Origin of the sequence: Paenibacillus sp. FSL H7-0737, from assembly GCF_000758545.1 — a bacterium.
Taxonomy (GTDB): domain Bacteria; phylum Bacillota; class Bacilli; order Paenibacillales; family Paenibacillaceae; genus Paenibacillus_AQ.
Genome location: NZ_CP009279.1, coordinates 1,759,314 through 1,772,441, shown reverse-complemented (window position 1 = coordinate 1,772,441; position 13,128 = coordinate 1,759,314). Strand labels below are relative to the sequence as shown.

Below are 13,128 nucleotides of genomic sequence, written 5' to 3'. Positions count from 1 at the left end.
GCAACGAGTCCTTCTTCAGGTTCAGTTCCGGGATCAACAGCTTTTTTGTATTTCGCTGTCCGGGCATCGTTAATTACGCCGCTCCAGTTCATCCCGAAGGCAAAGTCATAAGCATTCCCTTCAGAATCTACATAGACTTTCATATCATGGGATACATCCTCATACTGCTCCTCTACCGTCTTCATGTCTTTAGGCATTTGCATAGGCAGAAGGGCCGATGGTTCATATGCACCTACCAGAATATCGAAGATCGCTTGATTCTGAATGCCAAAGTTCGCAATAATCGCATCCGCACGATCTTCGAATTCAGCAACAATCGTTGGATTAGACATCGTTAGGGAAACGACTACCGGTTTATCTCCCATTACTTTTTTGGTATCAAGCACCAGATCAAGATCAGACTCATTGGATGCCGTAGTCTTCTTTCCCTTGTAAGAACGGTTCAATACATCTCGTGCATCACCAGCCAAACTCGTCTCACGTGCATACTCCGCTGTATATGGACGATACTGCAGGCTGATCGGGATATACCCATTACCTCCGGCATCTACGTCAGCTTTGCTGTAGCCTGCGCCAGTTTGCGGATTCTTGATAAAGACAATCGCGCTGTCCGCTTGAGCCGGATCATCCGTCACATTAAAGTATTTCTTCAGCTGATCAATGTTGACAGGATACGAATACGATTTGGTAGCTGCATCATAAGTTTTTGGAACATAAACTTTCTCATCTTTTTTAAGTGGAAGTACATGGTTATCTTTGTTTTTCAGCATAATGACTGACTTTAACTGGGCCATATAACCCTCTGTCATAAACTCCTTGTTACCCACAGTAGCTTTTGTTTCCTCTACATCAAGATATGGATTCTCAAATAGCCCTGCATTAAAAATATTAGTAAGTAGTCGTACTGCTGACTCTTCAAATCGTGTCCGTATCACCTTCTCGCCTTGTTTCTCAATTCCTATTTGATACGCTGCAATGATAGGTTTGGAGTCGTTGTTTCCACCGAATTGGTCAACGCCAGCCATGATGATTCGATAGTGACGTTCCGCAACTGTGTAATTTTCTTCTACACCCCATGGGCGGTTACCAAATAACTCAACAGGTCCTTCATCGCCTGTGATTCCCCAGTCTGTTGTGATTACACCGTCGTAATGATACGTATTCCGTAAAAGATCGGTGATTACATAAGGACTATACGAGTTCCCTACATTCTCTCCATTCGCCTTATCCTGATTAAATGAGATTGTATAATACGGCATAACTGCAGCGGCTTTTCCAGTCGGTCCTTCCAGGTCAAATGCTCCTTTTGTAAAAGGAATCAGATGCTCATCGAAGTTATTTCCCGGATAAACAGCATACTTTCCATACCCATAGTGTGCATCTCGGCCACTCTCGCCGGAACCCCCACCTGGCCAATGTTTGACCATAGCATTCACACTCTCATTGCCCCATCCATCGCTGCTGCCCGGTGTAGTCTGAAAACCATCCACATAGGCTCTTGCCATATCAGCAGCCAGTTTAGAGTCCTCACCAAATGTTCCGCTGAAACGAGTCCAGCGCGGTTCCGAAGACATATCCACCTGAGGGGATAAAGCTGTTGCGATGCCAAGCGCCCTGTACTCTTTAGAAGCAATTTCGCCGAACTGCTTCGTCAGATTGGCATCGAAGGAAGCAGCAAGACCTAGTGCCTGCGGCCACATCGAGATCGCTCCACCTGATCCTTCGTTATACTCTGCGTTAGCTACAGTGCTATGACGAGGGTCCGAGCTGTTATTAGCTGGAATACCAAGCCCAATCTTCTCCACTAAGGCTTGGGCATTGTTATTCCAACGGGCAGCCACCTCAGGGCTCTCAACCGTAGTAATCAATACATGCCGCAAGTTATCTTCTGTCAGGAATACTTTCTGTTGGTCTGTTAGATCGGATGCCAATGCACCGCTTTCCGCCAGCGGTTTTCCACCATAAGTTCCCCCACGGAATCCCGAAGCTGAGGCTGCTGGTATGGATTGATGACCACTGTACAGCATAAGTCCGGCAATTTGCTCCACAGACATTTGCGAAGCAAGATCCTTAGCTCTTACTTCTGTGCTAAGACGCCAATCCTCATATTTGTCGAGCTTGCCGTTTTTATTCAAATCTTTAAATGCTAACCCATCTACGGTTAACAGAGTTACCCCTGATTGTGTTGAGTATCCTAAGGTTTCTCCACCAGGATTGGTCACTGTACCAATCGTACCAACAACGCTTTGGCTCCATTTCGTGCTACTGCCTCCATTATTTGAGCCTGACCCGGACCCTCCGCCGCCAGTAGCAGGACTGCTAGTTGGCTTAGCCGCAGTATCTTTACCATCATTAGTAATTGTTCCTTGGCCAACCTCTTTACCATCAATGATCACACCTGAAGTTTGTACCACGATACTGGTCACATTTTTCCCACCAGTTATGATTGTTCCCTCTGCTCCTGGCCGGATAGTGATCGTTCCCACCTTCGCCCCATCATTGATTACAATAACGGTAGGAACTAAAATTTCCATAGATTGGATTGCAGTGGACCCTTCGGCTACAACTCGAACCTTTCCGCCTTGCTTATTAATGGTTACACCCGACAAAGTACTACTCTTCAAGTGAATACTGTCTATTCCTCCGCCGCTTACAAACGTGGTTCCAGATACGGTTACTTGATCAAGTGTAGCCTCTCCGTTACCGATACCTGCGGTTAAATATAAATCTCCACTCACTTTGCTACCAGATAGGATTGCTCCTGAAGCAGTAATTAGCGCAGAGCCCGTGATCGCCGTGGCATCATAAGTACCTGCAGCATTGTAATATCCTTTTGCCATACCATCAATAATCTTAATGACCTCAGCACGTGTTATGGACCCCGTTGGTTTGAATGTACCATCCGTATACCCGTTGATAGCCCCTTTTTGAGTAAGGATGCCAACCGCTGAAGCAGCATAAGCACTTATAGAAGCAGCGTCCGAGAAGGATAGAGAAGCCGTCCCTGCCTGTTTCAATTCGAACACACGAGCCAGCATGGTTGCAGCGTCCTGTCTCGTTAAGTAATTATCTGGTTTCGCAAGATTACCTGCAAAACCTTCAAAGTAACCTGCTTGACGTGCGATCAGCACATCAGCTGCATACCATTTCCCGCTCGGTATATCGTTAAAGCTATTGCTTGTTTGCTGTGAAAAACCGAATAATCGGTTGAGCACTGCCACGAATTCTGCTCTAGTTACTTTTCCGTTTGGTAGGAAGCTTCCATCCGTATATCCATTTATAATTCCGCTTGACGCCCATTTTCCTATTGGTGATTGCGCCCAATGCCCGCTTACGTCCTTAAAACTCGCAACCGTTTGAACATTTGTAATTTCAGCGGCAAACGCCCCTGGATTCACAGATGAGAATAACAACGCAGCGACTGCTAAGCTACTGGCCAGCTTTCTAGCTATGGGCATTTTCTTAACTTTTAGGCTTGAACTGTTTTTATATTTTGTCAACATGCCATCCTCCTCAGTAAAATATGTAAACGCTAACAATACCGTCTAACAAAAAGATCTCTTCAGTTCACCCCCTATTTGATAGACATATTATAGCTTGAGGTTTGGGATGGCTTATCTAGACTATCTTCAGATGCATCTGGATTATTTTATACTCGCTACATGCCGCTCAAAACAAAGAACCGCTTCTCCTAAAGGAATAAGCGGTTCTTTAATTTAGTATTCTGTTAAGGCTACCCTACACGCTGAATTTCGATAATTTCTCCTTTAACTGCAAGGATGCATCCTCCAGCTTCAAAGAAAGCTCTACCAAATGATCACTTACACTTTGTTGCTCTCCACTAAGTGAGGCAACTTCTTGAGAGGCAGCTGATGATTCCTCAGCTATTGAGCTTACGTTGCTCATCGAATCGGATAGAACCATTTGCGATTGACTCAGGCTGTCCATCGACACAGTTACAGCATTCAGACGGGCGATAAAATGCTGCATCTGATCCTGCACAGATACGAAGATATCGCTAGTACTCTGCACGGAAGTCATTTGCTGATTAAAGAGCGGTGCAACTTCTGAAAGGACCACAACCGTCTCGTTCATATCTCTCATAACGGTATCTGTTATTTCTGCCACAACAGCGATAGACTCTTTCGATTGATCTGCAAGCTGGCGTATTTCATCGGCTACCACCATGAATCCTCGCCCGGCCTCGCCTGCTCTTGCTGCTTCAATGGTGGCATTCAGAGACAAGATATTCGTCTGCTGAGTAATATTTTGCATCACATTAAGAACCTTCATAACGGAAGATGCCGCTTCTGTCAGCTCGTTAACCTTCAACACAAGCTGATTCGTCTTCAGGCCCGTCCTATTCGTCTCATTAAGTAATTCTTTCAACCTGTTGAAGCCTTCCTCACTGAGTTCGCCGATGCTATGTGCGGTGTGATCCATCTCGTGAGTAGCTGAATTGACTAAATCCATCTGTACCGAAATTTGCCCCGTCAACTCATTGCCACGATCAGCTTCCAAGGCTAAACTGCCAGCACCACCCGCAATTTCTTCCGTGGCCGCGGCAATATCCATAGCTGCATCAGCTGTCTTGCGCGAAACACCGCTAAGCTCATCGGCGGTTTCCAGTACCTTCCGAGCGGTTTCATTCGTATGGATAACCAGCTCTGTTATTCGTTCCATCATCATGTTAAAAGAACTGGATAACTGACCGATCTCATCACGTGAGGTGATATTCGTACGCACCCCTAGATTCCCTTCGGCTCCCTCTGACATCAAATTCTTAAGTCTGGTCAGCGGTCGAGATACCATTCTGAACATCCAATACCCTATTAAAATGGCGATAACAGCAGCTACAGCAACAATAATATAAGTAGTCTTGAGAATACGCAGCGCGTCTTTCGTCAAGTTCTCAGCCGGTACAACACCAAGTAACCTCCATCCCGAGGTTTCTAGTGTTCCGTATACAGCTAATATAGATTTCCCCTTCTCATCCTTTGTTGGCAATGAGCCTGCTGTATTCTGCAGACCACCCAGAAGCGTCCCTCCCAGATTCAAATATGTATCCGTCCCCACTTGCTGGGAGGAGGCAATCAATTCATCCTTATTCGTTAGCAATTGCATGTAGGAGCTTGTTCCAAGATCCACTTTACGAAGCTGATTTTCTAATTCGCTAATTCTAATATCGTTAATGACTATGTATCCTGAGCTTTTAGAATCACCGGCAATCGATTTGGCCAAATGGAAAACACCTGACGTATTTCCTTCCTGGCCCTGTAATTCACGTGGAATCCATACACTCTGTGGCTTCTCCTCTAGCTGCTTAAACCATGAGGATTCTCTGAAACTCTCAATAAAAGCGCTATCTTTTGTACCCGCCGAAGAAATCGGAAAATCTTCATTCATCGGAATAAGGTATACGGCCTCCACACCGTTTGATGCCGTGAGCCAATCATTTAGCTGCGCACTAATCTGGTTAGATAGTACCTTACGTTCCTCATTACTTGTAGTGGGATTATTCCCTTGTTTGAGTGCATTTTGAATTTCATTGTCGTACAAGATTCTTCCTAGACCATCCTCATAACGTAACAATTCCACATCAAACTTCTCAGCGGTTTGAACGACTGTCTGTTGATTGGCTGACAGCGCATTCGTCTCGATCGTATGCTCAGCTACGGAATAGGAAGTGTAGCCGAGAGAGAGCACGAGCACCATCGTCGAAACAAAGAAGATGAGAAAAAGCCGCACCCCAATGGATTTGGATGGATGCAGCTGGAATCGTCTTTTTTCTTTTTTCACTTGTACTTTCATCTAATCATTCACCACCGTTGTCGTCTGTTATGCCTACTGGCTTATCGTTTACAAGGTCATGAACATTTGTAACACCCGATCGGAAAGATATGGCAAATACTCATGACCGTACTCATAATAAACCATAAGCTCTTTGGGCGCTAGTACTTTGTTGTACGCGGCAAACTGCGTTGAAGGTGGACAAATCACATCGGATAACCCTGTAACCCATAACATTTTGGCTTGAATTCGCTCCGCGAGATTCTGAATATCGATGTAACCCAGTCTATTAAAAATCTCGTCCTCACGTAAATGATGAGGATCAAAAAAGCGGAAATAATAGTTAATTTCCTCATAAGCTGACGTAGTGATATCAAGCTCCCAAGCCCGTCTATAATCTGAAAGAAACGGATACACAGGAACGGCCATGCTCACACGCGGCTCTAATGCTGCACAAGCTACAGTAAGCGCTCCGCCTTGAGATAAACCAAAAGCACCTACTCGTGCTGGATCAACTTCCTCCATAGACATCAATATTCGAGCAGTCTGCGCTGTATCCAGAAACACATTACGATAGTAAAGGTTGTGCGGATTAGGATCGTCAATGCCGCGAATAATATGTCCACGAATGGTTGTGCCTTTTACTGTAAGATTATCCTCGGAAAGTCCGCCTTGTCCCCGGCAATCCATCGCAAGGACACTAATCCCATGTGCCGCATAAGTCACCTTCTCCATCCAATCCCCGCTGTCACAGGAATATCCATGAAACATCACGACACCAGAACCTTTTTCTGAACCCCTTTTCTTCGGTCTTACATATTTACAATGGATTCTTGCTCCGCCAACGCCGGTAAAATACAGATGAAAACATTCCGCCAGCTCGCTGACGAACTCCGCAGGCTCTAGTTCATAATCTAGTGACTGGGCGTCCAGATCATGCAAAGCCCGCTCCCAAAATGCGTCAAAGTCGACTGGTTTTGGGCTGCTTCCGTTATATTTTTTTAATTGTGACAATGTCATGTCGTTTCCCATATTAAGGTCCTCCTTAAGGTTTTTTCACTTAAAAAACAATGGAAACGGAAAACCCGCTTATGTGGGTTTTCCGTTAGTTTCTACTATTAACAAGAGCTCGATAGTTGCACTTTGTGCAACTATTACAGCTAAATATGTTGTGTTGTTCATTTAATTGCACTCTATACAACTAAAATTGCTCACAGCGGGGTTTCCGGGGCAAAATCGCCTGAAATAAGTGTACAATGTGCAACTATTTACACTAAACACCACCAAACTGGTTAGTTTAAGTGCACTTTGTGCAACTAGCGGCTTTAGCCTAGACATACTGGCGTCTCATGAATGAGCTCATAGTACTCACTCGTTGCTCTTTGGCTGCACTTTGTGCAATAGAATCTCTCCATATGAGTGTCCGTCTTTGTTCTATTGCACTTTGTGCAATCAGTTCGAGCGAAACCGAGCATAAAAGTGATTTTTGCGGAAATCCATTGCAGAGAGTGCAATAGATTCTATTTTCAGACGAAATCGAGAGTTTCTATTGCAGAGAATGCAATGAAAAGCCCAAACCACATAACACAAAGCACGCAACGTGCAGAACCCAGCACACAAAATACAGCACACTACACGCCGCACACTTTTTTCGAACGCTGCTCAGCCACCAAATATCTACCCAACTTCACTCTACCTAAAGCTTGTTCCTCAAAGGTTGTTCACCCTATTAAATTTTACCTAAACCCGCATCATCGCCAACCTCTTCATGGGTGTCGATGACATAGTTGACGATTTCATCAACAGTTGTATATGCAACGCCTACATAAGTGTCAGCAGCGCCATAATAGATGGCGATACGGCCCGTTTCTGCATCATGCAGAGTGGCACATGGGAACAGAACGTTATTCACAAAACCTCTTTCCTCATACCATTCTTCAGGAGTTAGCACAAAATTTTTCGAGCGATATTTTACTTTCGAAGGCTCGTTAATATCCAAAATAACTGCACCCATGCTATATACAAGACCGTTGCAGGTTCCTGTAACGCCATGGTAGAACATCAACCAGCCTTCTGTAGTTTCAATCGGTGCAGGTCCGCCGCCAATCTTGACACTTTGCCACCAGCCTTGGCCACCTTTACTCATGACATGGCGGTGTTTACCCCAAAATACAAAGTCAGGGCTTTCACTAAGGAATACATCACCGAATGGTGTATGTCCGCTGTCACTTGGACGGGACAACATCACGAAGTTATTATTGATTTTTCTAGGGAACAAAACACCGTTCCGGTTGAAGGGCAGGAATGGATTTTCCAAGTTGATAAATGTTTTGAAATCTTGCGTTTTAGCAACACCGATAGCTGCGCCGTAAAAATCTGTACACCAGATAATATAAAATGTATCTTCGACCTTAACCAGACGTGGATCGTAAGCATAACGCGGCTGATAAGAGTTACCTTCTTCATCTATAAATCGGATCGGCTCATCATCGATTTTCCAATCTAGACCGTCAACACTATGTCCCATGCGCAAATGCGGACGCGTTGTGTTATCTTCTACACGAAATACTCCGATAAAACTACCTTCAAACGCAGTAACCGCACTATTAAAAATACGGGCTACTCCTTTTGCAGGATTTCTTTTGATAACCGGGTTATCATTATGTCTCCAAATCGGATTCTCATAGCCAGCAGGCTTATCCTGCCAAGGCATGTTCGGGATGTTAATCGCACTTGCTCCAACCAATTTCACTTCACTCATTAGTATTCCCTCCAAATGTATGCAACTTTTCAGTATGCTATTTTATCTATTACTGCTATGAAATCTACTACTAAGCTTACTTAACGGAACCTTGTGAAAATCCATTGTAGATATACTTTTGCAACGCGGTAAACACAACCAATGTCGGAATAATCGCGATCATAATCGCCGCACATATTACTTCCCACTGCGATCCATATGGACCTTTAAACTTAAAGAGTGCTGTGGAGATCGTTTGGAGATCTGTTTTCGGCATATATAGGAAAGGAGTGTAAAAATCGTTATAAATATTTACGCCCTTCACAATAATTACTGTTACAATCGCCGGTTTCAGCAGTGGCAAAATAATTCTCCAATAAATCGTCCAATACGAAGCCCCGTCCAGCATCGCGGATTCATCCAGTGACTCGGAAATCGAATCCAGGAACTGCATGAAAATATATACAGCGATAATATCCGTACCGAGGTACATCACGATGGGTGCCCATCTAGTATTAAACAGGCCCAAGTGATTGATGATTTGGAAGGTTGCCACTTGCGTTGTAACACCCGGAATCAGGGTAGCAATCAGAAACATACTGATGAGAACTTTACTGCCTTTAAATTTGAAACGGGATAAAATATATGCCATCATCGAACCCGTCAGCGTTGCACCCAGGATAGAGATCACAACGATAATGACAGTGTTTTTAAATCCTAGAAGCATTTTGCCATCAACAAAAGCCTTAGTGTAGTTGGAGAAATTCAGCCAATTCTCTGGCAGCGTTAACGGTCCGGTTGAAGCGTATTCCGGCCCTGTTTTTAATGAGGCAAAAAATACAACTACGATAGGTATCAATGCTGCAAGTGCTCCCAAAATCAAGGTGAGATATTTGAATATACTAGCAGTGGTATATTTTACAGAATGCATAGTTTATTTCTCCTCCTTGATCAGAACGCGCTGCAAAATAGTAACTACTATAACGATACCCAGCAAAACTACGGCCATCGCTGACGCTAATCCAACTTTGCTATATTTGAACGCTACATCGACCGTCTGAATGACAAATGTGCTACTTCCGTTAGATCCGCCTGTCATGACGTATGGAATTTCAAACACACCAATAGCGCCACTGACCGCAAGAATCAGGTTCAATTGCAGAATACGTTTAATACTTGGCAAAATAATATGCATAAACTGATGCCATCTGTTTGCACCATCAATCTCAGCAGCTTCATAAATATCCGAACCGATCGAGGAAATAGCCCCAAGGAAGATCAGAAAGTTCATCCCCATGTATCTCCACAGTGACGCACCTGCGAGCGAGAAGTTAATCAAATTCGGATTGAGCAGCCACTTCTGCTGTAAACCGCTGAGTCCGAGCAGGTTAAGAATCGTATCTAGCGTTCCATCTGGTTTGAAAAAGAACAGAAAGATAAAGCCGATCGCTACACCGTTTAGCAAGGTTGGGAAGAACAAAATCCCTTTGAATAAATTTTTCATGCGAACACTAAAGCTCAGAATGGTTGCAAAATACAAAGCAAGTGCCATCTGAATAAAGGTAGTGAAGAAATAATACAAGCTGACCTTAAATACGGAAAAATACTCCGGTTTCGTAAAAATGGTTTTGTAGTTTTCTAACCCAACGTACTCCATGTTTTTACTTAGGCCATTCCAGCTGGTGAAGCTGTACCGAAACATACTGATTACTGGATAATAAGCAAATGTGAGTAGTAATACGATCGGCACTAATGAGAACAAGCATATGATGGCAATCCGTTGATTTTTGTAACTCAAATTCGAAAACTTGAACACCCGATACACCTCCAGAAAAGCATCCTCATTTATTTATGACTCGTTTAAATGTGAAGGGGGAAATGCCCGTTCGCATATCCCCTCCCACATCCACTACCGCCTATAGCATTTAAGAAAGCTTATAGTTGTTTACTGTGCTGTGACTTTAGCGCGAGCGGCTTTCCACTTGTCGTTGAGGTCCTTCATGATGTCATCATAGGATTCTTTTCTGTTGCCAATTGCGGCTTCAATAATCCGTTTCTTGAAATCTGGTTGCCAAGCACCGATTTCGGCTTGTTTGTCGATTTCATCAGACCAGCCTTCTTCGCCGGCTTTAGCAGCTGCAAGTGTATCAAAGGTTACTTCAGTGCCTTCATATTGTTTCAGAATTTCTGGAAGCTCTGCACCGATAGCCGGGCTCATACCGCCACCTTCAGTCGTTGGGTAGCCAGATTCGTTAATGAACCAATCCACCCAAGCTCTAGCAGCTTCTTTGTTTTTACTATGAACGCTGACACCCAGATTGTAGTCACCAGCAAGTGGTACAAGGATTTTATCTGCATTCGTAGGGAATGGCATAAAGCCGACATCATCTGGATTCGTTGCTAAACCTTTGATTTGACCGATTGCCCAAGATCCAAGAACCATCGTGCCGATTTTTCCGTTAGCCAGATCCGCTTTGGAAGATTCCCAGTCTGTAGTCGTTGGATCTTCTTCAATCAAACCTTTTTGTGCTGCATCATACAGGATTTTGTACAGTTCATAGTGAGGTTGGCCTGGAACATAGTTATCGTCGCTAGCCACTTGACCAATGTTCACATAATCACGGTTACCAGCTACTGTAGCCAAATCCGCTTCCCATTGGGTCAATGTCCAGCCAGCTGCGTAGTTTGTGTACAGAGGCACAGCTTTCGTTTTATCTTTAACAGATTGCAGAGCAGTTAAGAATTGTTCAGGCGTTCTTGGAACCTCTGTAATCCCAGCATCTTTAAAGACTTGTTTGTTGTAAATAATACCGTTAAAGTTGATGGTCATTGGAATTCCGTAAGCCATTCCGTCTACTGCTCGTTCTTCCACACCTGTATATTGTTTTTGCATATCTTCGAGTGTACCCAGTGGTTCGAAGAAATCGGGAATATCTTTAATAGCTATGCTTGTAGGTAACAACAGAACGTCGCCATAGTCACTAGTGCTCATGCGAATTTTAATTTGATCTTCGTAAGTAGCAAGCGCTTCAAAGTTTACCTTTACATCAGGATATTTCTCATTGAACTTAGCCGCATACTCTTTGAATACGGTATCAACAATATCCGTTCTTTGCGTAATGACCGTGATATCCCCTTTAATATCCTTGGCTGCTGCATCATCAGCCGGAGCTGCCGTCGCCTCTGTTGAGGATCCATTGCTTCCTGTGTTTTTAGCACCTTCATTGTTGGTGTTGTTGTTTGAGGAACAACCGCTAAACAATCCTGCCATAAGTGTCAGTGCCATCAAGCCCATCATTGTTTTGCCTTTTTTCATGCTTTTACGACCCCTCTCTTCAATTCGACTCTAATTTGGTTTAATAACAAAAATAATAACTTTTATCATCACCATCAATTTAATAGAGTAATCACTATTATCAAAATCACTGAAATACTCTTAAAAAAAAGTGATGATATCGCTTACAAACTCATTATAGATCTATTTTTAACGCAAAACGATGGTTTGAATTGCTTTTTCTGGTCTTGTATTTGTTATTTTTGTTTTTGTTATGGTGTTTTTATTATCTAATTTATTGAAAATAACCACAAAAAAAGAGAGCTTATCGCTCTCCTAAATAATAGCTTCCTATATAGGACTAAAACTCACGTTCCATTTTCGGTAATTTACAGCCACTTTTATAATCCTTAGGTGTCATACCACACATTTTCTTGAACAATTTATTAAAATAAACCGGATCACTATAGCCAACCTTATCGGCAATTTCATAATTTTTTAAGTCGGGATGCTCGATCAGCAATTCTTTCGCCTTAGTAATACGAATTCGAATTAGATAGTCGGTGATGGTTTGCCCCGTCTTTATTTTGAACAACCGGCTGAGGTAGCTCGCATTCATACCGACGGTCTCCGCCAAACGCTCAAGTTCGAAGTTCTGATCATACTCCCTCTCCAGTATGCTTTTAGTCTGTTCAACTACGTAATGCTCACCACCATCTGCCGCTTGAGAGAACATCTCCTCCTGCTCTGTGACGTTCTTTTTCTTTGTATCCTCTACTCTCTTGAGCAATTCATATAGCTGAGTCTTATCAATAGGTTTTAGTAAATAATCCATCACCCCATGGCGGATTGCTCGGCGGGCATATTCAAATTCACTAAAACCGCTAAGAACGGCAATAGGTATATCCTCCATATGTCCTCTAACCTGTTCAATCAACATAAAGCCATCCATTCTAGGCATTTTGATATCTGTAATAAGCAGATCAATGTCATCTCGGGATAACTTTTCAAAATGCTCCCAGGCTTCCACCCCGTTACCGTAGGATCCAATTACATGTACATCTAGCTCCATCCTGGATGTGATTTTTTCGAGCCCCCTGCGAATGACCTCCTCGTCGTCCGCAATCATAACATTTATCATTTGAGCACTTCCCTCCAGTTGTATCTGCCAGTTATTATGATTGCTCCATCATCACGAATAGAATTCTTCCTATGTATTACGTCAATGTACGATTACACTCTTTTATAGTCTTGTATTTACTATAACGAAAGTTATTCTAATTTCCCAGCTGCAACTATAAATTGTCCTTGAAATCATCTTAGA

General features: G+C 43.4%; 7 protein-coding genes and 2 pseudogenes. All 9 read right to left on the bottom strand.

Going from position 1 to position 13,128, the window contains the following annotated elements:
* Positions 1-38 precede the first annotated feature (38 nt).
* Positions 39-2,231 (bottom strand): annotated as a pseudogene (locus tag H70737_RS30995) (glycoside hydrolase family 3 N-terminal domain-containing protein); the annotation flags it as partial.
* Between the two features lie 639 nt (positions 2,232-2,870).
* Positions 2,871-3,458, bottom strand: a pseudogene (locus tag H70737_RS31175) (S-layer homology domain-containing protein); the annotation flags it as partial.
* Positions 3,459-3,738: 280 nt separating this feature from the next.
* On the bottom strand, positions 3,739-5,811 hold the full coding sequence (locus H70737_RS07715; RefSeq protein ID WP_052404198.1) for a methyl-accepting chemotaxis protein: 2,073 nt from the start codon (positions 5,809-5,811) through the stop codon (positions 3,739-3,741).
* A gap of 48 nt (positions 5,812-5,859) precedes the next feature.
* Positions 5,860-6,822, bottom strand: a complete 963-nt coding sequence (locus H70737_RS07710) for an acetylxylan esterase (protein WP_042186114.1) — start codon at positions 6,820-6,822, stop codon at positions 5,860-5,862.
* Positions 6,823-7,519: 697 nt separating this feature from the next.
* Complete coding sequence (locus H70737_RS07705; protein ID WP_042186112.1) at positions 7,520-8,551, bottom strand: glycoside hydrolase family 130 protein; 1,032 nt, start codon at positions 8,549-8,551, stop codon at positions 7,520-7,522.
* A gap of 76 nt (positions 8,552-8,627) precedes the next feature.
* A complete protein-coding gene (locus H70737_RS07700; protein WP_042186110.1) occupies positions 8,628-9,461 on the bottom strand; it encodes a carbohydrate ABC transporter permease in 834 nt (277 codons plus the stop codon).
* A 3-nt stretch (positions 9,462-9,464) separates the two neighbouring features.
* Positions 9,465-10,346 carry a carbohydrate ABC transporter permease gene (locus tag H70737_RS07695; RefSeq protein ID WP_042186108.1) on the bottom strand — a complete coding sequence of 294 codons (882 nt, stop codon included), beginning with the start codon at positions 10,344-10,346 and terminating at the stop codon, positions 9,465-9,467.
* Positions 10,347-10,475: 129 nt separating this feature from the next.
* On the bottom strand, positions 10,476-11,846 hold the full coding sequence (locus H70737_RS07690; protein ID WP_042186107.1) for an ABC transporter substrate-binding protein: 1,371 nt from the start codon (positions 11,844-11,846) through the stop codon (positions 10,476-10,478).
* A 319-nt stretch (positions 11,847-12,165) separates the two neighbouring features.
* Positions 12,166-12,945, bottom strand: coding sequence for a response regulator transcription factor (locus H70737_RS07685; RefSeq protein ID WP_042186104.1), 780 nt, complete (start codon positions 12,943-12,945; stop codon positions 12,166-12,168).
* Positions 12,946-13,128: the final 183 nt, after the last annotated feature.